A 25,558-nucleotide genomic window follows, 5' to 3' on the forward strand; every position below is an offset into this window, starting at 1 on the left:
GTATTCACCAGGTTGTGGCCGGTTTTTAAGCCATTTGGCCTTGATCGTTATCAATTCTCTCCCGCTTTCAGAGCGTTACCTTCGCTGGCATTCCAGCAATGTCGATTTATCAGAGAGCCGCCAGGCTCCATACAGGAGAAACCCGATGAGTAAGTTCCTGGACCGGTTTCGCTACTTCAAACAGAAGGGTGAAACCTTTGCCGATGGCCACGGCCAGCTTCTACACACTAACCGGGACTGGGAGGAGGGATACCGCCAGCGCTGGCAGCATGACAAAGTTGTGCGCTCCACTCACGGGGTTAACTGCACCGGCTCTTGTAGCTGGAAGATTTATGTCAAAAATGGTCTGGTAACCTGGGAAACCCAGCAAACCGACTATCCGCGTACTCGCCCGGATATGCCAAACCATGAGCCACGCGGCTGCCCACGCGGCGCCAGCTACTCCTGGTATCTCTACAGCGCCAACCGTCTTAAGTATCCGCTGATGCGTAAACGCCTGATGAAAATGTGGCGTGAAGCGAAGGTTCAGCATCGCGATCCGGTGGATGCCTGGGCATCGATTATTGAAGATGCCGATAAAGCCAAAAGTTTCAAACAGGCGCGTGGTCGCGGTGGCTTCGTGCGCTCCTCATGGCAGGAAGTGAACGAGCTGATTGCCGCTTCCAATGTCTATACCGTGAAAACCTATGGTCCTGACCGTGTGGCGGGCTTCTCGCCGATCCCGGCGATGTCGATGGTGTCGTATGCCTCCGGCGCGCGCTATCTGTCACTGATTGGCGGGACCTGCCTGAGCTTCTACGACTGGTACTGCGATCTGCCGCCGGCTTCCCCGCAGACCTGGGGCGAGCAGACCGACGTCCCGGAATCGGCCGACTGGTATAACTCCAGCTATATCATTGCCTGGGGCTCCAACGTGCCGCAGACCCGTACCCCGGATGCTCACTTCTTTACGGAAGTGCGCTACAAAGGGACTAAAACCGTCGCTATCACTCCGGATTACGCCGAAATCGCCAAGCTGTGCGATCTGTGGCTGGCGCCGAAGCAGGGTACCGATGCGGCAATGGCGTTGGCGATGGGCCACGTGATGCTGCGCGAATTCCATCTCGATCAGCCGAGCCAGTACTTCACCGATTACGTCCGTCGTTACACCGACATGCCGATGCTGGTGATGCTCGAAGAGCGCGACGGTTACTACGCGGCGGGCCGTATGCTGCGCGCGGCGGATCTGGTCGATGCGTTAGGCCAGCAGCAGAACCCGGAATGGAAGACCGTAGCCTTTGATGAAAAGGGCGAAATGACCGTGCCGAACGGTTCGATCGGTTTCCGCTGGGGTGATAAAGGTAAGTGGAACCTTGAGCAGCGTGATGGTGGCACCGGCGAAGAGGTCGCGCTGCGTCTGAGCCTGCTGGGTGGCCATGACGATATTGCGAATGTGGGCTTCCCTTATTTTGGCGGTGACGGCACCGAGCATTTCAATAAAGTAGAACTGGAAAACGTGCTGCTGCACAAGCTGCCGGTGAAACGCCTGCAGATGGCCGATGGTACAAGCGCGCTGGTCACCACCGTGTATGACCTGACCCTGGCGAACTATGGCCTGGATCGCGGTCTTGGCGATGAAAACTGCGCCAGCAGCTACGATGACGTCAAGGCCTACACCCCGGCCTGGGCCGAGAAGATCACCGGTGTTTCCCGGACGCAGATTATCCGTACCGCCCGCGAATTTGCCGATAACGCCGATAAGACTCACGGACGTTCAATGATTATCGTCGGTGCCGGTCTGAACCACTGGTATCACCTCGATATGAACTATCGCGGCCTGATCAACATGCTGATTTTCTGCGGCTGCGTGGGTCAGAGTGGTGGCGGCTGGGCGCACTATGTCGGCCAGGAAAAACTGCGTCCGCAGACCGGCTGGCAGCCGCTGGCGTTTGCCCTCGACTGGCAGCGTCCGGCGCGTCATATGAACAGTACGTCGTACTTCTATAATCACTCCAGCCAGTGGCGCTACGAGTCGGTAACCGCCCAGGAGCTGCTGTCGCCGCTGGCGGATAAATCCCGCTATAGCGGCCATCTGCTGGACTTTAACGTCCGTGCAGAACGTATGGGCTGGCTGCCATCAGCGCCGCAGCTGGGTACCAACCCGCTGCGCATTGCTGACGCCGCGAAACAGGCCGGAATGACGCCTGTCGATTACACCGTTAAGGCGCTGAAAGACGGCACGATTCGTTTTGCCGCTGAACAACCTGAAAACGGCAAAAACCACCCGCGTAACCTGTTTATCTGGCGCTCTAACCTGCTGGGCTCTTCCGGTAAAGGCCACGAATACATGCTGAAGTATCTGCTGGGTACCGAGCACGGTATTCAGGGACTGGATCTCGGCAAGCAGGGCGGCGTGAAGCCAGAAGAGGTGGAGTGGCACGATAACGGTCTCGACGGCAAGCTGGATCTGGTGGTGACGCTGGACTTCCGTCTGTCGAGCACCTGCCTGTACTCCGACATCGTGCTGCCGACGGCGACCTGGTACGAAAAAGACGATATGAATACTTCGGATATGCATCCGTTTATTCATCCGCTGTCTGCCGCTGTCGACCCGGCGTGGGAATCAAAAAGCGACTGGGAAATCTACAAAGGCATCGCGAAGAAATTCTCCGAAGTCTGCGTGGGCCATCTTGGCAAAGAGACCGATGTGGTCACGCTGCCGATTCAGCATGACTCTGCCGCTGAAATGGCGCAGCCGCTCGACGTCAAGGACTGGAAAAAAGGCGAGTGCGACCTGATCCCAGGCAAAACCGCGCCGCACATTATTCCGGTAGAACGTGACTACCCGGCGACCTACGAGCGCTTTACCTCTATCGGCCCGCTGATGGAGAAGATCGGTAACGGTGGTAAGGGCATCGCCTGGAATACCCAGAGCGAGATGGACCTGCTGCGTAAGCTGAATTACACCAAGGCCGACGGTCCGGCTAAAGGTCAGCCGATGCTGAATACGGCGATTGATGCCGCCGAGATGATCCTGACGCTGGCCCCAGAAACCAACGGTCAGGTCGCGGTGAAAGCCTGGGCTGCGCTCAGTGAATTTACCGGTCGCGACCATACCCATCTGGCACTGAATAAAGAAGACGAGAAAATTCGTTTCCGCGATATTCAGGCCCAGCCGCGCAAAATCATCTCCAGCCCGACCTGGTCTGGCCTTGAAGATGAGCATGTTTCCTATAACGCCGGCTATACCAACGTGCACGAGCTGATTCCTTGGCGGACCCTGTCCGGTCGCCAGTCCTTGTATCAGGACCATCAGTGGATGCGTGATTTCGGTGAAAGCCTGCTGGTGTACCGTCCGCCGATCGATACCCGTTCGGTGAAAGCGGTGATGGGCGAGAAGTCTAACGGCAACCCGGAGAAGGCGCTCAACTTCCTGACGCCGCACCAGAAATGGGGTATCCACTCGACCTACAGCGACAACCTGCTGATGCTGACCCTGTCACGCGGCGGCCCGATCGTCTGGATGAGCGAAGTCGATGCCAAAGAACTGGGCATTGAGGATAACGACTGGATTGAAGTCTTCAACAGCAACGGGGCGCTGACTGCACGTGCGGTAGTTAGCCAGCGTGTGCCGGCGGGGATGACCATGATGTATCACGCCCAGGAACGTATTGTGAATCTGCCAGGCTCGGAAATTACCGGCCAACGCGGCGGGATCCATAACTCGGTGACGCGCATTACGCCGAAGCCGACCCATATGATCGGCGGCTACGCGCAGCTGGCTTACAGCTTTAACTATTACGGCACCGTGGGCTCTAACCGCGATGAGTTCGTGGTGGTACGCAAGATGAAGAATATTAACTGGCTGGATGGTGAAGGTAATGACCAGGTACAGGAGAGCGTAAAATGAAAATTCGTTCACAAGTCGGCATGGTGCTGAATCTCGATAAATGCATCGGCTGTCATACCTGCTCAGTCACCTGTAAAAACGTCTGGACCAGTCGCGAAGGGACGGAGTACGCCTGGTTCAATAACGTCGAAACCAAGCCTGGCGTTGGTTTCCCCAACGACTGGGAAAACCAGGAGAAATGGAAAGGCGGCTGGATCCGTAAAATCAACGGCAAACTGCAGCCGCGCATGGGCAACCGTGCAATGCTGCTGGGTAAAATCTTCGCCAACCCGCATCTGCCGGGCATCGATGATTACTACGAGCCTTTTGATTTCGACTACCAGAACCTGCATGCTGCGCCGGAGAGCAAACATCAGCCGATCGCCCGCCCGCGTTCGCTGATCACCGGGCAACGGATGGACAAGATCACCAGCGGTCCGAACTGGGAAGATGATCTTGGCGGTGAGTTTGAAAAGCTGTCCAGGGACCGCAATTTCGACAACATGCAGAAGGCGATGTACGGCCAGTTCGAAAACACCTTCATGATGTATTTGCCGCGCCTGTGCGAACACTGCCTGAACCCGGCCTGTGTAGCGACCTGCCCGAGCGGCGCCATCTATAAGCGTGAAGAAGATGGCATCGTGCTGATCGATCAGGATAAGTGCCGCGGCTGGCGGATGTGTATTACTGGCTGCCCGTACAAAAAGATCTACTTCAACTGGAAGAGCGGTAAGTCCGAGAAGTGCATCTTCTGTTATCCGCGTATCGAATCCGGGATGCCGACCGTCTGTTCTGAAACCTGTGTCGGACGTATTCGCTACCTCGGTGTGCTGCTGTATGACGCCGATGCGATTGAAAATGCTGCCAGCACCGAGAACGAGCAGGATCTGTATCAGCGTCAGCTGGACGTGTTCCTCAACCCGAACGACCCGAAAGTCATCGAGCAGGCGCTGAAAGATGGTGTTCCGCAGGGCGTAATTGAAGCTGCGCAGCAGTCGCCGGTGTACAAAATGGCGATGGACTGGAAGCTGGCGCTGCCGCTGCATCCGGAATACCGCACGCTGCCGATGGTCTGGTATGTGCCACCGCTGTCACCGATTCAGTCTGCGGCCGACGCCGGTGAGCTGGGCAGTAACGGGATCCTGCCGGATGTTGAAAGTCTGCGTATTCCGGTCCAGTACCTGGCTAACCTGCTGACCGCCGGGGATACTCAGCCGGTACTGCTGGCGCTGAAACGCATGCTGGCAATGCGCCACTTTAAACGAGCAGAAAGCGTGGATGGCGTGGTTGATACCCGTGCGCTGGAAGAGGTCGGTCTGACCGAAGCGCAGGCGCAGGAGATGTACCGCTACCTGGCTATTGCAAACTACGAAGATCGCTTTGTGGTCCCGAGCAGCCATCGTGAGCAGGCTCGCGATGCTTTCCCGGAACAGCGTGGCTGCGGCTTTACCTTTGGTGATGGCTGCCATGGCTCAGACAGCAAGTTCAATCTGTTCAACAGCCGTCGCATCGATGCCATCAATGTCACCAGCAAAACGGAGCCGCACTCATGATTGAACTCGTCATTGTGTCGCGCCTGCTGGAGTACCCGGATGCTGCCTTGTGGCAGCATCAGCAGGAGCTGTTCGAGGCGCTGGCGTCCTCGGAAACACTGAGCAAAGAGGATGCCCAGCAACTGGGCGTTTTCCTGCGTGATTTGACCGCGCAGGATCCGCTGGACGCGCAGGCGTACTACAGCGAACTGTTCGATCGCGGTCGGGCAACATCTCTGCTGTTGTTTGAACATGTTCACGGTGAATCCCGCGATCGTGGTCAGGCGATGGTAGACCTGATGGCGCAGTATGAGCGTCACGGCCTGGTCCTCGACAGTCGCGAGTTGCCGGACCATCTCCCGCTGTATCTGGAGTATCTTGCACAGCTGCCTGCGGACGAAGCCATTGCCGGGCTGCAGGATGTGGCGCCGATCCTCGGTCTGCTCAGCGCCCGTCTGCGGCAGCGTGAAAGCCACTATGCGGTGCTGTTTGAACTGCTGCTGACGCTGGCCAACACCCAGGTCGACAGTCAGCAGGTAGCTGAGAAAATTGCCGATGAGGCCCGCGATGATACGCCGCAGGCGCTGGATGCGGTGTGGGAAGAAGAACAGGTGAAATTCTTTGCCGATCAGGGCTGCGCTGAGTCAGATATCGCCGCTCACCAGCGTCGTTTTGCCGGAGCCGTTGCCCCGCAATATTTGAATATCTCTAACGGAGGACAGCAATAATGCACTTCCTGAATATGTTCTTCTTTGACATCTATCCGTATATTGCCGGGGCCATATTCCTCGTGGGGAGCTGGTTGCGTTACGACTACGGGCAATATACCTGGCGTGCCGCCTCCAGCCAGATGCTGGATCGTAAAGGGATGAACCTGGCGTCGAACCTGTTCCATATTGGGATCCTCGGCGTGATTGCAGGTCATGCCTTTGGGATGCTGACTCCGCACTGGATGTATGAAGCCTGGCTACCGCTTGAAGTGAAGCAGAAGATGGCGATGTTTGGCGGCGGTGCGGCGGGCCTGATGTGTCTGGTTGGTGGTATTTTGCTGCTCAAACGCCGCCTGTTCAATCCGCGTATTCGTGCCACCACGACCGGGGCAGACATTCTGGTGATGTCGGTGCTGGTTATCCAGTGTACGCTGGGCCTGCTGACGATTCCGTTCTCGGCTCAGCATATGGACGGCAGTGAAATGATGAAGCTGGTCGGCTGGGCGCAGTCGGTGGTGACCTTCCACGGGGGGGCATCGGCACACCTCGATGGCGTGGCGTTTATCTTCCGCATGCACCTCGTGCTCGGTATGACGCTGTTTGTGCTGTTCCCGTTCTCGCGTCTGGTGCATATCTGGAGCGTGCCGGTGGAGTACCTGACACGCAAATACCAGATTGTTCGCGCCCGTCGCTGATACCATTTTGTGTGATGCTAAACCCTACTTCGGTGGGGTTTTTTTATACCTGAATATCGGTGTTTTCCCGGCTGCGCCTCGCCCTTCGGGTCGTTGCCAGCGGCAACGCTTTCTCGCTGGCGCTCGAATCGAACCTTAGTCGAAGCTTCTCATCCTTCCCTGCATGGGCAGAATATAAGGCTTTGGTGTCTGATTTTGCTGGAGTAGTGCAAGGAAGTGATGGTGGCGGGGGAAGGATGACTCGGCTGCGCCTCGCCCTTCGGGTCGTTGCCTGCGGCAACGCTTTCTCGCTGCGCTCGAATCGAACCTTAGTCGAAGCTTCTCATCCTTCCCTGCATGGGCAGAATATAAGGCTTTGGTGTCTGATTTTGCTGGAGTAGTGCAAGGAAGTGATGGTGGCGGGGGAAGGATTCGAACCTTCGAAGTCGATGACGGCAGATTTACAGTCTGCTCCCTTTGGCCGCTCGGGAACCCCGCCAGGGGTATGAACTTCTTGAGCGTAAGAATTTAGATGGTGGTGGGGGAAGGATTCGAACCTTCGAAGTCGATGACGGCAGATTTACAGTCTGCTCCCTTTGGCCGCTCGGGAACCCCACCACGGGGTAATGCTTATTACTGGCCTGCTTCCTTCTGGGGAAGCGGGGCGCATCATATCAAATGACGCGCCCCTGTAAAGCTTTCCGTTGAGAAAAATAAACTGGTTGCCTGAAATTTATGCGCAAAGGCGTAAAGCTAACCAGTTCATTTTGCTATTGATTAAAGAATAATCGTTCGGTTGCCGTAGACGAAGACGCGCTGGGCCAGAACCTTATAGAGCGCGCGGCTCAACACATTCTTTTCAACATCGCGCCCTGCGCGCATCATATCTTCAGCGGTATAGGTGTGATCGACGTGAATCACGTCCTGCATAATGATCGGGCCTTCGTCCAGGTTGTCGTTGACGTAGTGGGCGGTCGCACCGATGATTTTTACGCCACGCTCATAAGCCTGATGATAAGGGCGGGCGCCGATAAAGGCCGGCAGGAAGGAGTGGTGGATATTGATGATCTGGTTCGGGAAGCGGGAAACAAATTCCGGCGTCAGCACCCGCATATATTTCGCCAGCACCACGTAGTCCGGAGCATAAGACTCAATGGCGTCGCCCATCTGCTTGTCGTGCTCTTCGCGGGTCAGGCCTTCGTGGCTCACCAGCTGGAACGGAATGTCAAAACGCTCAACCAGCGTGCGCAGCGTTTCATGGTTGCCGATGACGGCGGCGATTTCGACATCCAGGCCACCATAGTTAGCCTTCATCAACAGATCGCCCAGGCAATGCGCCTCTTTGGTCACCAGAATCACGACCCGGCGGCGACCGGCTGGGGTCAGCTCGCGAATAGAACCTTCCGGCAGCGCGCTGTCGAGATCTGCCAGTAAAATGGCATCATTAAAAATCCCTTCCAGCTCGGTACGCATAAAGAAGCGGCCGGTGCGGTGATCGACGAACTCGTTATTTTGAACGATGTTCAGTTCGTGCTTGTAGCAAATGTTCGTGATACGCGCGATGAGTCCTTTCTGATCAGGGCAAATGGTGCGTAGTACTTTACGTTGTAATGAATGCATCGCGAGGAAAATCCTGTAGTGTTTGCTATTGCCGGTGCCGTATTACTGGCCACAGCATTTTTTAAATTTTTTACCTGAACCACAAGGGCAGGGGTCGTTACGACCAAACAGTGGTCGTGTGCCGTCGATATAGTACCACTGTCCCTTTTCTTTTAAGAATCTGGAACGTTCAATTATGGCGCCGGGACGGTTATCTTCATCAAACCGTGCGACGAAACTGACAAAGCCCTCGTCGGGATGGCTACCTTCATCGGCAGCGAATACCGTTAAGCCTTGCCAGTGTGTTTTGGCAAAGCCCTTTTCCAGATCGGCACGGAACAGCTGCGGCTGGCAGGACGGGTGCCAGGTTTTGATCAGGTAATCGGCATCCTTCATGACAAACGCACTGTATCGGGAGCGCATCAAGTGTGATGGATCTGGCGCAAGCAGTGAGCCGGTCAGATATCGCTGACAACATGAGCTATACTCCTGAGCGCTGCCACAAGGGCATAATGGCGACAAATCGGCCTCCATGGAAAAAATTCACGGCGCAGTGGCGCCAACCTGTTTTATGTTAACTGAGCTGTAGCAATGATGCTATGTTCGCAGCGGAAGGAAGTATATCGGGAATAATGAGAAAGCTTAAGATTGGTCTGGCGTTAGGCGCAGGAGCGGCCCGTGGATGGTCGCATATTGGTGTCATTAAGGCACTGCAGCGCGCGGGTATTGAAGTCGATATCGTCGCAGGATGTTCCATTGGTGCGCTGGTGGGCGCCGCGTATGCCTGCAACCGTCTTCCGGCGCTGGAGAAATGGGTCTGTTCCTTTAATAACTGGGATGTCCTGCGGCTGATGGATCTGTCCTGGCGTCGCGGTGGCCTGCTGCGCGGTGAACGCGTATTCAATCAGTTCCGACGCGTCATGCCTGTTTCCGAGATCGAACTCTGTGACCGTCGCTTTGCGGCGGTGGCGACCAACTTAAGTACCGGCCGTGAGCTGTGGTTCACCGAGGGCGATTTACACCAGGCGGTGCGCGCCTCCTGCAGTATGCCGGGACTGATGTCTCCGGTGATGCATAATGGCTACTGGCTGGTGGACGGCGCGGTAGTCAATCCCGTACCGGTTTCCCTGGCCCGGGCGCTGGGCGCTGATATCGTGATTGCCGTCGACCTACAACACGACGCGCATCTGATGCAGCAAGATATGTGGTCACTCGAAAAGCCGCAGCTGGAAGATGACAAGGATTTTTCCTGGCATGCGCGCATTCGTGCACGCCTTAGCGGAATGACCTCCCGTCGTGCCGCGACCCCGACCGCCATGGAAATCATGTCCACCTCTATTCAGGTGCTGGAAAATCGCCTGAAACGGAATCGTATGGCGGGCGATCCCCCCGACATTCTGCTGCAACCATTCTGTCCGCAAATCTCCACGCTTGATTTTCATCGCGCCGGTGAAGCGATTGCTGCCGGATATTTGTCTGTTGAAAAGAAAATGGATGAATTATTACCCCTGGTTCCCACTGCGGTGTGACACCATTTGACTTAGACTTAAGTAAATTCTGACAGGCGATAGTGTGAATTGCATGCCACTATTTAGTCATCGTCAGTCAGAGGAGAGATCATGACGCAGCCATTGGCGGGAAAACTGATTCTGATAGTTGAAGACGAAGCCGTTTTCCGCTCACTCTTGCACACCTGGCTAACCTCACTGGGCGCCGCAACGGTGCAGGCGGAGGATGGCGTTGATGCGCTCCAGAAAATGGCCGAGTCAAAGCCCGACCTGATGATTTGTGACATCTCCATGCCGCGCATGAACGGTCTTGAACTGGTTGAACATCTGCGTAATCGGGGCGAGCAATTACCGATTCTGATGATCTCGGCAACGGAAAACATGGCTGATATCGCCAAAGCGCTGCGGCTGGGTGTTCAGGATGTGCTGTTAAAACCGGTTAAAGATTTCAATCGTCTGCGGGAAACGGTGTATGCCTGCCTGTACCCCAATATGTTCAGCTCGCGGGTTGAAGAAGAAGAGCGTTTGTTTGAAGACTGGGATGCGCTGGTGAGCGATCCGACCGCAGCATCACGGTTATTGCAGGAACTCCAGCCGCCGGTTCAACAGGAAATATCGAAGTGTCGTATTCACTATCGCCAGCTGGTATCGGCAGACCGACCCGGTCTGGTGCTGGATATTGCCCCATTATCTGAAAACGATCTGGCTTTCTACTGTCTGGATGTCACACGAGCAGGTGATAATGGTGTCCTCGCGGCGTTGCTGCTGCGGGCGCTGTTTAATGGATTACTGCAGGAGCAACTTGCTCATCAGGGTCAACGTTTGCCGGAAATGGGTAGCCTGTTAAAACAGGTCAACCAATTACTGCGTCAGGCGAACCTGCCCGGACAATTTCCATTACTGGTGGGGTATTATCACAGCGGTTTGAAAAATTTGATTCTGGTATCTGCGGGGCTGAATGGCACATTGAATACCGGGGAACATCAAATTCAGATCAGTAACGGTGTCCCGTTGGGGACGCTGGGCAATGCTTATCTCAACCAAATTAGCCAACGCTGTACATCATGGCAGTGCCAAATTTGGGGGGCAGGAGGGCGTTTACGCCTGATGTTGTCTGCGGAATGAACAATTGTGTATTTTTTTAATCTGATGGGATTACCGGCCACTCTTTTGCGGTGGTACTATCATTGAAGTTTATAAGTAATAGTCCTAATTCGAGGGAATCCAAACCTTTCTGACCAGGTTTGCCTGAGCGGACTGATATACTCATACCGTTATTATTAACGAAAAGTTTAAAAAACGAACAGTCCAGGAGATTTCAATGGCTGCCATTAATTCTAAAGTAAGAAAAGCTGTTATCCCGGTTGCGGGATTAGGCACCAGGATGCTACCCGCTACTAAAGCTATTCCGAAAGAAATGCTGCCACTGGTAGATAAGCCTTTAATTCAATATGTTGTAAACGAGTGTATTGCGGCTGGGATTACTGAAATTGTTCTGGTCACTCACTCTTCGAAAAACTCTATTGAAAACCATTTCGATACCAGTTTTGAACTGGAAGCGATGCTGGAAAAACGTGTAAAACGCCAGCTGCTGGAAGAGGTTCAATCTATTTGTCCGCCGCATGTGACCATTATGCAGGTTCGCCAGGGTCTGGCGAAAGGGTTGGGTCATGCGGTGCTGTGCGCGCATCCGGTAGTCGGTGATGAGCCGGTTGCGGTTATTCTGCCTGACGTTATTCTGGATGAATTTGAATCCGATCTTTCCCGCGATAACCTGGCTGAAATGATCTCCCGTTTCGATGAAACCGGATCCAGCCAGATTATGGTTGAGCCAGTTGCTGATGTCACGGCATACGGCGTTGTTGACTGCAAAGGCGAATCTCTGCAGCCGGGTGAAAGCGTGCCGATGGTTGGCGTGGTTGAAAAACCAAAAGCCGATGTGGCGCCGTCTAACCTTGCAGTGGTAGGCCGTTATGTGCTGAGCGCGGATATTTGGCCGCTGCTGGCAAAAACCCCTCCGGGAGCCGGGGACGAAATTCAGCTGACCGATGCGATCGATATGCTGATCGCCAAAGAAACGGTTGAAGCCTATCACATGAAAGGCAAGAGCCACGACTGCGGTAATAAACTGGGTTATATGCAGGCGTTTGTGGAATATGGCATTCGTCATAAAACCCTGGGCGAGGATTTTAAAGCCTGGCTGGAAAACGCTGTAGCTAAGTAATCGTTTTCTACTGCGCAGATAACCGGGAGGCGAGTTCGCTTTCCGGTTTTTTTATACCCTGAGATTACCTGCGGCATCCGCGAGACAAAAAAAATCCCGCCGAAGCGGGATTCTTCAAATACGATCTTCAATTACAGCAGGAAGTCGTCCAGGGTTTTACCCTGCTCGTCCATTGCTTTTTTGATCACCGCCGGGGTACGGCCCTGGCCGGTCCAGGTTTTGGTTTCGCCGTTCTCATCAACGTAGCTGTATTTAGCCGGGCGTGCAGCACGCTTAGCTTTAGTACCCGCTTTAACCGCTGCCATGGTGCTCAGCAGTTCATTCGGGTCAATACCATCAGCAATCAGCATTTCACGGTATTGTTGAAGTTTACGAGTACGCTCTTCAATTTCTGCAGCTGCAGCGCTTTCTTCTTCGCGACGTTCGTTAACAACAACTTCTAATTTTTCCAGCATTTCTTCTAGCGTTTCAAGGGTGCATTCTCTCGCCTGCGCACGAAGAGTACGGATGTTGTTCAAAATTTTAAGTGCTTCGCTCATTGTAGTAATCTCAAACTTATATTGTGGGGTGGTTTGTTGAAGTAATAATAGAGCGATATAATCAGATGTGCAATAGGGTAGAATGTAAGTAATTCAAAATTACTTGTTATTTGTCTCGATGATTAATTAATTTAAGTTAAATTTCTCGTGCGAGTTCACATCTTTTTCGCTTATAGCTCAGGGTAAACCCTTAGCTAAAACCCTGAGATAGTATGCTTTTCTCGATGGTCCGGGAGTAAAATTATACTTTGCAGGGATAAATATCCCCCTTGAGTAATAGCGTATTAGTTGGGGCAATCGTTAATATAATGCGTGAGGAAATCGCGTTATCGCCACCTGCGAAATCGGATGATTCGCACGAAAGGACAATCATTAGCAGCGATGGCGTCCGGATTGAGCAAATGATCGGCAGCAATATTCATTAAAAATCCTTAATCTATCAGGATGCCGGCAGAGTCACATTCAGCGCAACGGCGATGCTGAAAAGACCGATAGCAGTAGAAAATATGCTACAATCCCGCCGCGATAAAACATACTGATTGGGGTTAGGCAGCCAATGGCTCAACTTTATTTTTACTATTCTGCAATGAATGCAGGTAAGTCGACGGCCTTGTTGCAGTCGTCATACAATTACCAGGAACGTGGCATGCACGCCCTGGTTTATACCGCCGAAATTGATAACCGTTTTGGTTCTGGAAAAGTCAGCTCACGAATCGGTCTCTCGTCGCCAGCCCGGCTGTTTAACCCTCAGACATCGCTCTTCACCGATATTGCCAGCGAGCACGCGAAGCAGCCTGTTCACTGCGTTCTGGTGGATGAAAGCCAGTTCCTTACCCGTGAGCAGGTACATGAATTATCTGAAGTTGTCGACCAACTGGATATTCCGGTGCTGTGCTACGGATTGCGAACGGATTTTCGCGGCGAACTGTTTATCGGCAGCCAGTATTTATTAGCCTGGTCCGATAAGCTGGTTGAATTAAAAACGATCTGTTTCTGCGGCCGCAAGGCCAGTATGGTGCTGCGTCTCGATCAAGAGGGACGGCCTTACAATGAAGGTGAACAGGTGGTGATTGGGGGGAATGAACGTTATGTTTCCGTCTGCCGTAAGCATTATAAAGAAGCGCTGAGCGAGGGTTCCCTCACGCTGGTACAGAGTAAATCTCGCGGCGGTTAAGGCTGCTACGATAATAACCGCACAGGCGCGTAGCGACGGCGCCTGTGTTCAGTTCCTGCCTGCCATATTGTCGATTATCTCCTCGTCTCATAGACGCGCTTCTTATTGTACAGAGCACCCATGACAATGGCTTCACCCGAGCCTGGCCCGGCGAGGGAATAGATCCCGCAGCAGAACATCTCGCGGGAAGGTGAGCCTGTGTTATTCAGCGTCGGGGCGGGGCATATTCGGCAAGGCGAAGCATAAAAAAAGCCCCATCCGAAGATGAGGCTTGTAGATGTGTAAACCGGGTCGATTAAGCGGATTTTTTCGCTTTTTTATCGGCTTTCGGCGCTGCTGCGGTTTCTTTCTTCGCAGCCGCTTCACCTTCGCTGAACTCGTTACCGTAGTAGGTATCCAGCAGAATCTGTTTCAGCTCGGAGATCAGTGGGTAGCGCGGGTTAGCACCGGTGCACTGGTCATCGAAGGCATCTTCAGACAGCTTGTCAACGTGGGCCAGGAAGTCAGCTTCCTGCACGCCAGCTTCACGGATAGATTTAGGAATACCCAGTTCAGCTTTAATGCTTTCCAGCCATGCCAGCAGTTTTTCAATTTTCGCTGCGGTACGGTCGCCAGGTGCGCTCAGGCCCAGGTGGTCAGCAATTTCAGCGTAACGACGACGTGCCTGCGGACGGTCGTACTGGCTGAATGCAGTCTGCTTAGTTGGGTTATCGTTCGCATTGTAACGGATAACGTTGCTGATCAGCAGGGCGTTAGCCAGACCGTGCGGAATGTGGAACTGAGAACCCAGTTTGTGTGCCATGGAGTGACATACACCCAGGAAGGCGTTAGCAAACGCGATACCGGCGATAGTCGCTGCACTGTGTACTTTCTCACGTGCTACCGGGTTCTTAGAACCTTCGTGGTAAGACGCTGGCAGGTACTCTTTCAGCAGTTTCAGCGCTTGCAGAGCCTGACCGTCGGAGAACTCAGAAGCCAGTACGGAAACGTAAGCTTCCAGGGCGTGAGTCACAGCATCGAGGCCACCGAATGCACACAGTGATTTCGGCATATCCATGACGAGGTTAGCATCAACAATCGCGACATCCGGAGTCAGCGCGTAGTCTGCCAGCGGATATTTCTGACCGGTTGCATCGTCGGTAACGACCGCAAACGGAGTGACTTCAGAACCGGTACCGGAAGTGGTGGTGACCGCGATCATTTTTGCTTTAACGCCCATTTTCGGGAACTTGTAGATACGTTTACGGATGTCCATAAAGCGCAGCGCCAGGTCTTCGAAGTGGGTTTCCGGGTGCTCGTACATCACCCACATAATTTTGGCCGCATCCATCGGGGAACCACCGCCCAGGGCAATGATAACGTCAGGTTTGAAGGAGTTCGCCAGGTCGGCACCTTTACGGACAACGGTCAGTGTCGGGTCAGCTTCAACTTCAAAGAAGACTTCGGTTTCAACGCCAGATGCTTTCAGCACAGAGGTGATCTGGTCAGCATAGCCGTTGTTGAACAGGAAGCGGTCAGTCACGATCAGCGCGCGTTTGTGACCATCAGTAATCACTTCATCCAGTGCGATTGGCAGTGAGCCACGACGGAAGTAGATAGATTTCGGAAGTTTGTGCCACAACATGTTTTCAGCTCGCTTAGCAACGGTTTTCTTGTTGATCAGGTGTTTCGGACCAACGTTTTCAGAGATGGAGTTACCACCCCAGGAACCACAACCCAGAGTCAGGGAAGGTGCAAGCTTGAAGTTATACAGGTCACCGATACCACCCTGAGATGCCGGGGTGTTAATCAGGATACGCGCGGTTTTCATCATCTGACCGAAGTAGGTCACGCGGGCCGGCTGGTTATCCTGGTCGGTGTACAGGCAAGAGGTATGACCGATACCGCCCATCGCAACCAGTTTTTCAGCTTTATCAACAGCGTCTTCGAAGTTCTTCGCGCGGTACATTGCCAGCGTCGGGGACAGTTTTTCGTGAGCAAACGGCTCGCTTTCATCAACGTCGGTTACTTCACCAATCAGGATCTTGGTGGTGGCCGGAACGGTGAAGCCTGCCAGTTCAGCAATTTTGGCTGCCGGCTGACCAACGATAGCGGCGTTCAGTGCGCCGTTTTTCAGGATGATGTCCTGAACTGCTTTCAGCTCTTTGCCCTGCAGCATGTAGCCGCCATGGCTGGCGAAACGCTCGCGAACGGCGTCATATACGGAGTCAACGACCACAACAGACTGTTCAGAAGCACAGATAACGCCGTTATCGAAGGTTTTAGACATCAGTACAGAAGCAACGGCACGTTTGATATCAGCGGTTTCGTCGATAACAACCGGCGTGTTACCTGCACCAACACCGATAGCAGGTTTACCGGAGCTGTATGCTGCTTTAACCATGCCTGGACCACCGGTCGCGAGGATCAGGTTAATGTCCGGGTGATGCATCAGCGCGTTAGACAGTTCAACGGAAGGCTGGTCGATCCAACCGATCAGATCTTTCGGTGCGCCAGCGGCAATAGCAGCCTGCAGCACGATATCAGCGGCTTTGTTGGTTGCATCTTTAGCACGCGGATGTGGGGAGAAGATGATCGCGTTACGCGTCTTCAGACTGATCAGTGATTTAAAGATTGCTGTGGAAGTCGGGTTAGTCGTCGGAACGATACCGCAGATAATACCGATTGGTTCGGCGATAGTGATAGTACCGAAAGTGTCGTCTTCAGAGAGAACACCGCAGGTCTTTTCATCTTTATATGCGTTATAGATGTATTCGGAAGCGAAGTGGTTTTTGATGACCTTGTCTTCGATAATGCCCATGCCGGATTCGGCAACGGCCATTTTAGCGAGAGGGATTCGAGCATCTGCGGCAGCCAAAGCGGCTGCACGGAAGATCTTATCAACTTGTTCTTGAGTGAAACTGGCATATTCACGCTGGGCTTTTTTTACGCGCTCTACGAGTGCGTTAAGTTCAGCGACATTAGTAACAGCCATAATGCTCTCCTGATAATGTTAAACTTTTTTAGTAAATCAGTAGCTCGATTCGACAGTATAGTCAGCCTGTTAACAGCTTGCATCTAAATGTTAAGAGGCGATTTAGACGCTGCTGGCTTCATTGATTTACTAAATAAGCTTGTGGGTGTTGCCTCTCAGGTACCGCTGTTTTGCACTCTTTGGTGTGAACAAGGTTACTCACTTCTGAGTACGATTTACGTGATTTAGATCAAGTTTACGTGAAGCTGACACCTTTCAGCTGGTTGTTTATTGACCGGTTAAATCAAGTGTAATAATAATTATGCAAAATAAGTGAGTAAGTAGCATGGCGGAAACAAATATATAACATCCGGTTTTGTCACAGTTATACGCACATTTTAGATGAATTATGCTGCCAAAAAGCGTATCTTCTGCGCGAATATTTTATGTGACTAACTGTCAACAGCCATTATTAATGATGCTGCGGAGCGCACTGTGATCCAACCGTTGTTTGATTTTTCAGCTTACTTCAAGTTTTTCATCGGGTTATTTGCGCTGGTAAACCCGGTCGGCATCATTCCCGTCTTCATTAGTATGACCAGCTACCAGACGGCGGCGATCCGCAATAAAACCAACCTGACGGCAAACCTTTCCGTCGCCATCATTCTGTGGACTTCGCTGTTCCTCGGTGACGCCATATTGCAGGTCTTCGGCATTTCTATTGATTCATTCCGTATTGCCGGCGGGATCCTGGTGGTGACCATCGCGATGTCGATGATCAGCGGCAAACTGGGTGAGGATAAACAAAACAAGCAGGAAAAATCAGAAACTGCGATTCGTGAAAGCATTGGAGTTGTGCCGCTGGCATTGCCGTTAATGGCCGGGCCAGGGGCGATTAGTTCGACCATCGTCTGGGGGACTCGCTATCACACCGTGGCGCACCTGTTTGGTTTCTCGGTCGCGATCGCACTGTTTGCGCTGTGCTGTTGGGGTATTTTCCGCATGGCGCCATGGCTGGTTCGCCTTCTCGGGCAAACGGGGATCAACGTCATCACCCGTATTATGGGTCTGTTGCTGATGGCGCTGGGTATTGAGTTTATCGTCACCGGTATTAAAGCCCTGTTTCCTGGTCTGGTGGGGTAAGCCGACTGACATCCGGCGGAGCTCAGCGTTCCGCCTTTTTTGATTATTAGCAAAACATATCAATATAGCTGATACAGGCGCGTAAAATACTTTTCCGTGATGTTTGTTTTTGTCTTTTATTATCATGTAGTTATTGAATTTTCTCTCTGTTTCCCTCACTTTATCCTCTTCGTAATAACTGTTATTTTCTTCACATCATTCTCTGGTGCTTGCCGTTGGATAATTGAAATGATATTAGTAATTTCACTATCAGAGCAGATGAATGTGCTAAAAAATAATCTATTGTTAAATTTTCGTACAAAAAAGCATCATCGCCACGTTGCCGGGGCTTTGACCGAAGGTTGAAAACTTATCTGTATGAAATATAAATGCTTTACTCTGCCAGAGTTTTGAAAGCAGGACAGGGCGGTAGGGTAAGAACAAAGATAAAAGAGAATTCGGTAACATATTTGCAAATTGCATTGGCGGTGGTGATGGCCTTTTGATATTTTCCGGCCTGATCCTTCGCTCAAAAATATACGTAAATGAGAATCATTATTAATTAACTCGTTGCGACCACCCTGAATAAGCGGGTGAAAGAATCGACGCTAAGGCTGCCGTTTGAGCGGCCGTAATAAATAAGTCGGTGATAGCAAGCAGTAAAGTCTGACAGCAGCAAAAACTCCTGCACTGTACAGAATCCCGCAAGGGGAAAAAAACAGGCTGGTTAAATAGCCAGTAATTATAATGAATGGAGTAACAACACAATGACCATCATCACCAAAAAAAGTCTGGTAGCTGCAGGGGTTCTCTCTGCGCTAATTACCGCCAATGTTGCCATGGCGGCAGATGTACCTGCTGGAGTGCAGTTGGCGGACAAGCAAACGCTGGTTCGTAATAACGGCGCAGAAGTGCAATCGCTGGATCCGCATAAAATTGAAGGCGTGCCGGAATCCAACATTAACCGCGATTTGTTTGAAGGATTAGTGATCGGCGATGTAGAAGGCCATCCAATTCCTGGCGTGGCGGAGTCCTGGGATAATAAAGATTTTAAAGTCTGGACGTTCCATATTCGCAAAGATGCAAAATGGTCTGACGGCTCGCCGGTCACCGCACAAGATTTCGTTTACAGCTGGCAACGCCTGGCTGATCCAAAAACCGCTTCCCCTTACGCCAGCTACCTGCAATACGGCCACGTGCTGAATGTCGATGAGATTATCGCCGGCAAAAAACCGACCAGCGACCTGGGCGTGAAAGCCATCGATGATAAAACCTTCGAAGTCACGCTGAGCGAACCGGTTCCTTATTTCTATAAACTGCTGGTTCACCCATCAGTTTCTCCGGTCCCTAAAGCCGCTATTGAAAAATACGGTGAGAAGTGGACCCAGCCTGCCAATATCGTCACCAACGGCGCTTATAAACTGAAAGACTGGGTGGTGAACGAGCGTATTGTGCTTGAGCGTAATACCAACTACTGGGATAACGCGAAAACCGTCGTTAATCAGGTTACCTACCTGCCGATTGCTTCGGAAGTAACTGACGTTAACCGTTATCGCAGCGGCGAAATTGACATGACCTATAACAACATGCCGATTGAACTGTTCCAGAAACTGAAGAAAGAGATCCCGAAAGAAGTTCACGTCGATCCGTATCTGTGCACCTATTACTACGAAATTAATAACCAGAAAGCACCGTTTACCGACGTGCGTGTACGTACCGCCCTTAAAATGGCGCTGGATCGCGACATTATTGTCAATAAAGTGAAAAACCAGGGCGACCTGCCGGCTTATAGCTATACGCCGCCATATACCGATGGGATGAAAGTTGTTAAACCAGAGTGGTTCAACTGGACTCAGGACAAGCGTAACGAAGAAGCGAAAAAACTGCTGGCTGAAGCGGGATATACCGCTGATAAACCGCTGACCTTTAATCTGCTGTATAACACCTCTGATTTGCATAAAAAACTAGCGATTGCCGTTGCCTCCATCTGGAAGAAAAATCTGGGTGCCAACGTGAAGCTGGAAAATCAGGAATGGAAAACCTTCCTCGATAATCGTCATCAGGGGACCTTCGATGTGGCGCGTGCCGGCTGGTGTGCGGATTACAACGAACCGACTTCCTTCCTTAATACCATGTTGAGCGACAGCTCAAACAACACCTCTCATTATAAGAGCCCGGCTTTCGATAAGATCATCGCTGCAACCCTGCAGACCACTGATGATGCGAAACGTGCAGACCTGTACGCGCAATCGGAACAACAGCTGGATAAAGACTCTGTGATCGTACCGGTGTTCTATTATGTCAACGCCCGTCTGGTTAAACCGTGGGTCGGTGGCTACACCGGTAAAGACCCGTTAGATAATATCTACGTTAAAAATCTGTATATTATCAAACATTAATGGCAATACGTGGGGCAGGCGCAGCTTGCCCCACCGTGTCTGAATTCATCGCACTCGATAGGCACAGGCCAGAAGGTACGGGCAATGTTAAAATTTATATTTCGTCGCTGTCTGGAAGCGATTCCGACGCTATTCATTCTAATTACAATTTCTTTCTTCATGATGCGTCTTGCACCGGGGAGTCCGTTCACTGGTGAACGCACACTGCCGCCGGAAGTCATGGCGAATATCGAAGCCAAATACCATTTAAATGACCCCATCATGACCCAGTATTTTCATTATCTGAAACAACTGGCGCACGGTGATTTCGGTCCTTCTTTTAAATACAAAGACTATTCGGTAAACGATCTGGTGGCCTCGAGCTTCCCGGTCTCTGCCAAATTAGGTCTTGCCGCCTTTTTGTTGGCGGTCATTCTTGGCGTCACTGCGGGGGTGATTGCGGCACTGAAACAAAACACCAAGTGGGATTATGCGGTGATGGGGGTGGCCATGACCGGGGTAGTGATACCCAGTTTCGTGGTCGCGCCGCTGCTGGTGATGATATTCGCCATCACCTTGCACTGGCTGCCCGGCGGTGGCTGGAACGGTGGGGCGTTGAAATTTATGATCCTGCCGATGGTGGCCCTGTCGTTAGCCTATATCGCCAGTATCGCGCGTATTACCCGCGGCTCAATGATTGAAGTTCTGCACTCTAACTTCATCCGTACCGCCCGGGCGAAAGGGCTGCCGATGCGCCGGATTATCTTCCGCCATGCGCTGAAGCCTGCACTGCTGCCGGTCCTTTCTTATATGGGGCCCGCGTTTGTTGGGATCATCACCGGTTCAATGGTCATCGAAACGATCTACGGTCTTCCGGGAATTGGTCAGCTGTTCGTGAATGGCGCGTTGAACCGCGACTATTCACTGGTGTTGAGTCTGACCATTCTGGTCGGCGCGCTGACTATTCTGTTTAACGCGATTGTTGACGTGCTGTATGCCGTTATCGATCCGAAGATTCGCTACTGAAGCCGGGGTTCGCCATGATGTTAAGTAAGAAAAATAGCGAAGCGCTGGAAAACTTCAGTGAAAAGCTCGAAGTTGAGGGACGTAGCCTGTGGCAGGATGCCCGCCGCCGCTTTATGCATAACCGCGCCGCGGTTGCCAGCCTGATTGTGCTGGTGATTATCGCGCTGTTCGTGACCATTGCACCGATGGTATCCCAGTTCTCCTACTTTGATACCGACTGGGGCATGATGTCCAGCGCACCGGAGATGGAGTCCGGCCACTACTTTGGCACCGACTCTTCCGGTCGTGACCTTCTGGTTCGCGTCGCCATCGGTGGGCGTATCTCGCTGATGGTTGGTGTGGCTGCCGCGCTGGTGGCGGTGGTGCTGGGGACGCTCTACGGTTCGCTCTCCGGCTATCTGGGCGGCAAAGTGGATTCGGTAATGATGCGTCTGCTGGAGATCCTCAACTCCTTCCCGTTCATGTTCTTCGTCATCCTGCTGGTCACCTTCTTCGGCCAGAACATCCTGCTGATTTTCGTGGCTATCGGGATGGTCTCCTGGCTGGATATGGCGCGTATCGTGCGCGGCCAGACGCTGAGCCTTAAACGTAAAGAGTTTATCGAAGCAGCGCAGGTTGGCGGGGTATCCACCTTTAATATTGTGGTTCGCCATATCGTGCCGAACGTGCTGGGAGTGGTGGTGGTGTACGCCTCGCTGCTGGTGCCAAGCATGATCCTGTTTGAATCCTTCTTAAGCTTCCTTGGTCTGGGTACCCAGGAGCCGCTGAGCAGCTGGGGCGCATTACTCAGTGATGGTGCTAACTCCATGGAAGTATCGCCATGGCTGCTGCTGTTCCCTGCCGGTTTCCTGGTGGTAACGCTGTTCTGTTTCAACTTTATCGGCGATGGCCTGCGTGATGCCCTCGACCCGAAAGACCGTTAAGGAGCGCCGTCATGAGCATAATTGAAACGGCAAAAGCGCCGCAGGCGCAGCAACAATCTGGCCTGCTGCTGGATGTAAAAGATCTCCGCGTGACCTTTAAGACACCGGATGGCGATGTTACGGCGGTCAATGACCTCAATTTTAACCTGCGTGCCGGGGAAACTCTGGGCATCGTCGGTGAATCGGGCTCCGGTAAATCGCAGACCGCATTTGCCTTGATGGGCCTGCTGGCCTCTAACGGCAATATCGGCGGCTCGGCGTTATTTAACGGCCGCCAGATCCTTAATTTGCCGGAACATGAGCTGAATAAGCTGCGTGCCGAACAAATTTCAATGATCTTCCAGGACCCGATGACCTCCCTGAACCCTTACATGCGGGTGGGTGAGCAGCTGATGGAAGTGTTGATGCTGCATAAAGGTATGGGCAAAGCCGAAGCGTTTGAAGAGTCGGTGAAGATGCTCGATGCGGTCAAAATGCCGGAAGCGCGCAAGCGCATGAAAATGTACCCGCACGAGTTTTCCGGCGGGATGCGTCAACGCGTGATGATTGCCATGGCGTTGCTGTGTCGGCCAAAACTGCTGATTGCCGATGAACCGACTACCGCGCTGGATGTGACCGTTCAGGCGCAGATCATGACCCTGCTGAATGAGCTCAAGCGCGAGTTCAATACTGCGATCATCATGATTACTCACGATCTCGGTGTGGTTGCCGGGATCTGTGACAAAGTGCTGGTGATGTACGCCGGACGCACCATGGAATATGGGATGGCGCGCGATGTGTTTTATCATCCTTCGCATCCGTACTCGATTGGCCTGCTGAACGCGGTGCCGCGCCTGGATGCCGAAGGCGAGTCGCTGCTGACCATTCCGGGCAACCCGCCCAACCTGCTGCGTCTGCCAAAAGGCTGTCCGTTCCAGCCGCGCTGCCCGCATGCGATGGAAATTTGCCATAGTGCTCCACCGCTGGAGGAGTTTGCACCGGGCCGCCTGCGCGCCTGCTTTCAACCAGTAGGGGATCTGCTATGAATGCCGTTACCGAACAAAGAAAAGTCTTGCTCGAAATCGCCGACCTGAAAGTCCATTTCGATATCAAGGACGGGAAACAGTGGTTCTGGCAGCCGGCCAAAACGTTGAAAGCGGTCGATGGCGTCACGTTGCGTCTGTACGAAGGTGAAACCCTGGGCGTCGTTGGCGAGTCCGGCTGCGGTAAATCGACTTTTGCGCGGGCGATTATTGGCCTGGTGAAAGCGACCGATGGCAAAGTGGCCTGGCTTGGCAAAGATTTGCTCGGCATGAAACAGGAAGAGTGGCGTGCGGTGCGCAGCGATATCCAGATGATTTTCCAGGATCCACTGGCCTCGCTGAACCCGCGTATGACGATCGGTGAGATTATTGCTGAGCCGCTGCGCACCTATCATCCGAAAATGACGCGTCAGGAAGTGCGTGACAAGGTTAAAGCGATGATGATGAAGGTGGGGCTGTTACCCAACCTGATCAACCGCTATCCGCACGAGTTCTCCGGCGGCCAGTGCCAGCGTATTGGTATTGCCCGCGCGCTGATCCTGGAACCGAAGCTGATTATCTGTGATGAGCCGGTATCGGCGCTGGACGTGTCGATTCAGGCGCAGGTAGTCAACCTGCTGCAGCAGCTACAACGGGAAATGGGCCTGTCGCTGATTTTTATCGCCCATGACCTGGCGGTGGTGAAGCACATTTCCGATCGCGTCCTGGTGATGTATCTCGGGCACGCGGTGGAGCTGGGCACCTATGATGAGGTGTACCATAATCCGCTGCACCCTTATACCAAGGCTCTGATGTCCGCGGTACCGGTTCCGGACCCGGATCTGGAAAAGAATAAAACCATCCAGCTGCTGGAGGGCGAGCTACCCTCGCCGATTAACCCGCCATCGGGATGCGTGTTCCGTACCCGCTGTCCTATTGCCGGGCCGGAGTGTGCGAAAACACGACCGGTGCTGGAGGGCAGCTTCCGTCATGCGGTTTCCTGTCTGAAGGTAGACCCGTTATAATCTCAGGGGCTGACGTAGGTCAGCCCCTTATTTTTTGAGAGGTTAACGTGGCCGTCCATGCTTATTCCGCCCGCCAGCGGCTGTATCATTTACTCTTCGATCAATCCCGACGCTCCGGGCGCCGCTTTGAAGCCCTGTGCGGCATGTTTGCGCTGCTCAGCGTGCTGGTGATATTTGTCGAGTCTGGTCTTGGCACGCAATATCATCTGACCTTTGATGAATGGCATATTTTTGTCTGGCTTGAGATTTTTGTTACCGTCGTTTTTACCCTGGAATATATCCTGCGTATTGCCACCTGGCCGAAACCACTGAGCTATATTTTTAGCTTTTGGGGTATCATCGATCTCGCCACGATTCTGCCGCTCTATGTCATGTGGATGTGGCCGGAAATGAGCCTTAATTATGTTTTTGCCTGGCGAGCGATGCGGGCGATCCGCTGTTTGCGTATTCTCAAACTGCTGCGGTTTATGCCGTCACTGAATATTTTCTGGGTGGCCGTCGTCAGCGCCCGCCATCAGTTAATCCTGTTCTATTCATTTATTGCGATCGTGATGGTGATTTTCGGATCGCTGATGTACCTGATTGAAGGCCCGGAATATGGTTTCACCACCTTAAATGCGTCGGTGTACTGGGCAATCGTCACCATCACAACGGTAGGCTATGGGGATATCACCCCGCATACCCCAATGGGAAGGGTGCTGGCGTCGATCCTAATCTTAATCGGCTACTCGATTATTGCGATCCCGACGGGGCTGATTACCACCCATATGACCAGCTCGTTGCAGGAGCGTCGTGCTCGTCGGACGTGCTCCAGCTGTCAGCACACGGCGCATGATAAAAATGCACGCTATTGCAATGCCTGCGGGAGTGAACTGCCGGAGTGACGGGAGAGTGAAAATAAAATGGCAGCCGGTCTGATGAGCGGCTGCCATTTTTTTAGCTGTTGCGGCGAGCAGGGCGCTTATTCACGCCACAGGATATGGCACAGCTTATGATCTTTTTCACGGCACAGCAGAATGCGCGCGAAGATATCATTAATTTCGCCACCATCGGTATCGGCAAGGCCAATCACCACTTCGGCGAAGAAGTCCGGGTTCAGGTCGTAATCGACATGCTCTTCCCAGTCCGCCGCAGGGTCAAACAGCTCGGCACCGCCGCGCTCTTCAAACTGCAGGTTGAACAGAATGACATCCGCCGGATCGAGGTTGTCGACAGCCAGCTCCAGGAAGATGTCATACGCTTGTTCAAGCGTTTCGTCTTCGGTCAGGCGATTGTTTAAATCCATATCCATGATTGCTACCC

At 52.8% G+C, this 25,558-nt stretch carries 20 protein-coding genes, 2 tRNA genes and 2 other RNA genes; 15 read left to right on the forward strand and 9 right to left on the reverse strand.

The window, feature by feature from the left end; all coding sequences use genetic code 11:
- Positions 1–145 precede the first annotated feature (145 nt).
- From ACMYSN_RS00175 to narI, 4 genes are read left to right on the forward strand one after another with little or no spacing between them, the layout of a single operon-like run.
- Positions 146–3,889 (forward strand): nitrate reductase subunit alpha, encoded by a 3,744-nt coding sequence (locus ACMYSN_RS00175; RefSeq protein WP_462496561.1) that lies wholly within the window; start codon positions 146–148, stop codon positions 3,887–3,889.
- A complete protein-coding gene (gene narH, locus ACMYSN_RS00180) occupies positions 3,886–5,421 on the forward strand; it encodes a nitrate reductase subunit beta (RefSeq protein ID WP_123754751.1) in 1,536 nt (511 codons plus the stop codon). Before ACMYSN_RS00175 ends, narH begins: the two co-directional genes overlap by 4 nt.
- Complete coding sequence (gene narJ, locus ACMYSN_RS00185; protein ID WP_462496562.1) at positions 5,418–6,128, forward strand: nitrate reductase molybdenum cofactor assembly chaperone; 711 nt, start codon at positions 5,418–5,420, stop codon at positions 6,126–6,128. The genes narH and narJ overlap by 4 nt, the downstream gene beginning before the upstream one ends.
- Complete coding sequence (narI, locus tag ACMYSN_RS00190; protein ID WP_462496563.1) at positions 6,128–6,805, forward strand: respiratory nitrate reductase subunit gamma; 678 nt, start codon at positions 6,128–6,130, stop codon at positions 6,803–6,805. The genes narJ and narI overlap by 1 nt, the downstream gene beginning before the upstream one ends.
- Before the next feature lie 50 nt (positions 6,806–6,855).
- Here the strand turns inward: narI and ACMYSN_RS00195 are convergent.
- The 6 genes from ACMYSN_RS00195 to ACMYSN_RS00220 form a co-directional block, all read right to left on the reverse strand.
- Positions 6,856–6,979: non-coding RNA, RtT sRNA (locus tag ACMYSN_RS00195), on the reverse strand.
- A 46-nt stretch (positions 6,980–7,025) separates the two neighbouring features.
- Positions 7,026–7,152, reverse strand: a non-coding RNA gene (locus tag ACMYSN_RS00200) — RtT sRNA.
- Between the two features lie 46 nt (positions 7,153–7,198).
- A tRNA-Tyr gene (locus tag ACMYSN_RS00205) sits at positions 7,199–7,283 on the reverse strand.
- A gap of 34 nt (positions 7,284–7,317) precedes the next feature.
- Positions 7,318–7,402 (reverse strand) — tRNA-Tyr (locus ACMYSN_RS00210).
- A gap of 159 nt (positions 7,403–7,561) precedes the next feature.
- Positions 7,562–8,404, reverse strand: coding sequence for a formyltetrahydrofolate deformylase (gene purU, locus ACMYSN_RS00215; RefSeq protein WP_123754748.1), 843 nt, complete (start codon positions 8,402–8,404; stop codon positions 7,562–7,564).
- Between the two features lie 42 nt (positions 8,405–8,446).
- On the reverse strand, positions 8,447–8,905 hold the full coding sequence (locus ACMYSN_RS00220; protein ID WP_217426875.1) for a YchJ family protein: 459 nt from the start codon (positions 8,903–8,905) through the stop codon (positions 8,447–8,449).
- 110 nt (positions 8,906–9,015) lie between these two features.
- Here ACMYSN_RS00220 and rssA point away from each other — a divergent pair, with 110 nt between their 5' ends.
- The 3 genes from rssA to galU all read left to right on the forward strand — a co-directional run bounded on the left by rssA (position 9,016) and on the right by galU (position 12,115).
- Positions 9,016–9,912: a patatin-like phospholipase RssA gene (rssA, locus tag ACMYSN_RS00225; RefSeq protein WP_123754747.1), complete on the forward strand. Its 897-nt coding sequence runs from the start codon at positions 9,016–9,018 to the stop codon at positions 9,910–9,912.
- A gap of 90 nt (positions 9,913–10,002) precedes the next feature.
- Entirely contained in the window at positions 10,003–11,016 is a 1,014-nt protein-coding gene (rssB, locus tag ACMYSN_RS00230; protein ID WP_462496564.1) for a two-component system response regulator RssB, read from the forward strand.
- A 196-nt stretch (positions 11,017–11,212) separates the two neighbouring features.
- On the forward strand, positions 11,213–12,115 hold the full coding sequence (gene galU / locus ACMYSN_RS00235; RefSeq protein ID WP_123754745.1) for a UTP--glucose-1-phosphate uridylyltransferase GalU: 903 nt from the start codon (positions 11,213–11,215) through the stop codon (positions 12,113–12,115).
- Between the two features lie 131 nt (positions 12,116–12,246).
- Here the strand turns inward: galU and hns are convergent, their stop codons facing one another.
- Positions 12,247–12,654, reverse strand: coding sequence for a histone-like nucleoid-structuring protein H-NS (hns, locus tag ACMYSN_RS00240; RefSeq protein ID WP_004863421.1), 408 nt, complete (start codon positions 12,652–12,654; stop codon positions 12,247–12,249).
- A 556-nt stretch (positions 12,655–13,210) separates the two neighbouring features.
- On the opposite strand from hns, the gene tdk reads away from it, so the two are divergent.
- Entirely contained in the window at positions 13,211–13,828 is a 618-nt protein-coding gene (gene tdk / locus ACMYSN_RS00245) for a thymidine kinase (RefSeq protein WP_462496565.1), read from the forward strand.
- A 295-nt stretch (positions 13,829–14,123) separates the two neighbouring features.
- On the opposite strand, the gene adhE is transcribed toward tdk, so the two are convergent.
- Positions 14,124–16,802 (reverse strand): bifunctional acetaldehyde-CoA/alcohol dehydrogenase, encoded by a 2,679-nt coding sequence (gene adhE, locus ACMYSN_RS00250; RefSeq protein WP_123754743.1) that lies wholly within the window; start codon positions 16,800–16,802, stop codon positions 14,124–14,126.
- Positions 16,803–17,276: 474 nt separating this feature from the next.
- On the opposite strand from adhE, the gene ACMYSN_RS00255 reads away from it, so the two are divergent.
- From ACMYSN_RS00255 to ACMYSN_RS00285, 7 genes are all read left to right on the forward strand, one after another.
- Complete coding sequence (locus tag ACMYSN_RS00255; RefSeq protein ID WP_123754742.1) at positions 17,277–17,924, forward strand: YchE family NAAT transporter; 648 nt, start codon at positions 17,277–17,279, stop codon at positions 17,922–17,924.
- Positions 17,925–18,670: 746 nt separating this feature from the next.
- Positions 18,671–20,302 (forward strand): oligopeptide ABC transporter substrate-binding protein OppA, encoded by a 1,632-nt coding sequence (gene oppA / locus ACMYSN_RS00260; RefSeq protein WP_462496566.1) that lies wholly within the window; start codon positions 18,671–18,673, stop codon positions 20,300–20,302.
- 84 nt (positions 20,303–20,386) lie between these two features.
- Complete coding sequence (gene oppB / locus ACMYSN_RS00265; protein ID WP_123754739.1) at positions 20,387–21,307, forward strand: oligopeptide ABC transporter permease OppB; 921 nt, start codon at positions 20,387–20,389, stop codon at positions 21,305–21,307.
- A gap of 14 nt (positions 21,308–21,321) precedes the next feature.
- Positions 21,322–22,230: an oligopeptide ABC transporter permease OppC gene (gene oppC / locus ACMYSN_RS00270; protein WP_123754738.1), complete on the forward strand. Its 909-nt coding sequence runs from the start codon at positions 21,322–21,324 to the stop codon at positions 22,228–22,230.
- An 11-nt stretch (positions 22,231–22,241) separates the two neighbouring features.
- Positions 22,242–23,255, forward strand: a complete 1,014-nt coding sequence (gene oppD, locus ACMYSN_RS00275) for an ABC transporter ATP-binding protein (RefSeq protein WP_123754737.1) — start codon at positions 22,242–22,244, stop codon at positions 23,253–23,255.
- Complete coding sequence (gene oppF, locus ACMYSN_RS00280; protein WP_154145086.1) at positions 23,252–24,256, forward strand: murein tripeptide/oligopeptide ABC transporter ATP-binding protein OppF; 1,005 nt, start codon at positions 23,252–23,254, stop codon at positions 24,254–24,256. Before oppD ends, oppF begins: the two co-directional genes overlap by 4 nt.
- Before the next feature lie 47 nt (positions 24,257–24,303).
- Complete coding sequence (locus tag ACMYSN_RS00285) at positions 24,304–25,140, forward strand: ion transporter (RefSeq protein WP_462496567.1); 837 nt, start codon at positions 24,304–24,306, stop codon at positions 25,138–25,140.
- Between the two features lie 77 nt (positions 25,141–25,217).
- On the opposite strand, the gene ACMYSN_RS00290 is transcribed toward ACMYSN_RS00285, so the two are convergent.
- Positions 25,218–25,547 (reverse strand): HI1450 family dsDNA-mimic protein, encoded by a 330-nt coding sequence (locus tag ACMYSN_RS00290; RefSeq protein ID WP_123754734.1) that lies wholly within the window; start codon positions 25,545–25,547, stop codon positions 25,218–25,220.
- Between the last annotated feature and the right edge of the window lie 11 nt (positions 25,548–25,558).

It is taken from the genome of Klebsiella sp. R445 (assembly GCF_051131755.1).
In the GTDB taxonomy this organism is placed as follows: Bacteria; Pseudomonadota; Gammaproteobacteria; order Enterobacterales; family Enterobacteriaceae; genus Klebsiella; species Klebsiella lignicola.

What these genes read in the sequence shown, in the direction of transcription:
- narH (WP_123754751.1), top strand. Translation starts at nt 3,886, where the DNA reads ATGAAAATTCGTTCACAAGTCGGCATGGTGCTGAATCTCGATAAATGC.
- narI (WP_462496563.1), top strand. Translation starts at nt 6,128, where the DNA reads ATGCACTTCCTGAATATGTTCTTCTTTGACATCTATCCGTATATTGCC.
- adhE (WP_123754743.1), bottom strand. Translation starts at nt 16,802, where the DNA reads ATGGCTGTTACTAATGTCGCTGAACTTAACGCACTCGTAGAGCGCGTA.
- oppA (WP_462496566.1), top strand. Translation starts at nt 18,671, where the DNA reads ATGACCATCATCACCAAAAAAAGTCTGGTAGCTGCAGGGGTTCTCTCT.
- oppC (WP_123754738.1), top strand. Translation starts at nt 21,322, where the DNA reads ATGATGTTAAGTAAGAAAAATAGCGAAGCGCTGGAAAACTTCAGTGAA.
- ACMYSN_RS00290 (WP_123754734.1), bottom strand. Translation starts at nt 25,547, where the DNA reads ATGGATATGGATTTAAACAATCGCCTGACCGAAGACGAAACGCTTGAA.
- rssB (WP_462496564.1), top strand. Translation starts at nt 10,003, where the DNA reads ATGACGCAGCCATTGGCGGGAAAACTGATTCTGATAGTTGAAGACGAA.
- rssA (WP_123754747.1), top strand. Translation starts at nt 9,016, where the DNA reads ATGAGAAAGCTTAAGATTGGTCTGGCGTTAGGCGCAGGAGCGGCCCGT.
- oppF (WP_154145086.1), top strand. Translation starts at nt 23,252, where the DNA reads ATGAATGCCGTTACCGAACAAAGAAAAGTCTTGCTCGAAATCGCCGAC.
- tdk (WP_462496565.1), top strand. Translation starts at nt 13,211, where the DNA reads ATGGCTCAACTTTATTTTTACTATTCTGCAATGAATGCAGGTAAGTCG.
- narJ (WP_462496562.1), top strand. Translation starts at nt 5,418, where the DNA reads ATGATTGAACTCGTCATTGTGTCGCGCCTGCTGGAGTACCCGGATGCT.
- galU (WP_123754745.1), top strand. Translation starts at nt 11,213, where the DNA reads ATGGCTGCCATTAATTCTAAAGTAAGAAAAGCTGTTATCCCGGTTGCG.
- oppB (WP_123754739.1), top strand. Translation starts at nt 20,387, where the DNA reads ATGTTAAAATTTATATTTCGTCGCTGTCTGGAAGCGATTCCGACGCTA.
- hns (WP_004863421.1), bottom strand. Translation starts at nt 12,654, where the DNA reads ATGAGCGAAGCACTTAAAATTTTGAACAACATCCGTACTCTTCGTGCG.
- ACMYSN_RS00175 (WP_462496561.1), top strand. Translation starts at nt 146, where the DNA reads ATGAGTAAGTTCCTGGACCGGTTTCGCTACTTCAAACAGAAGGGTGAA.
- purU (WP_123754748.1), bottom strand. Translation starts at nt 8,404, where the DNA reads ATGCATTCATTACAACGTAAAGTACTACGCACCATTTGCCCTGATCAG.
- oppD (WP_123754737.1), top strand. Translation starts at nt 22,242, where the DNA reads ATGAGCATAATTGAAACGGCAAAAGCGCCGCAGGCGCAGCAACAATCT.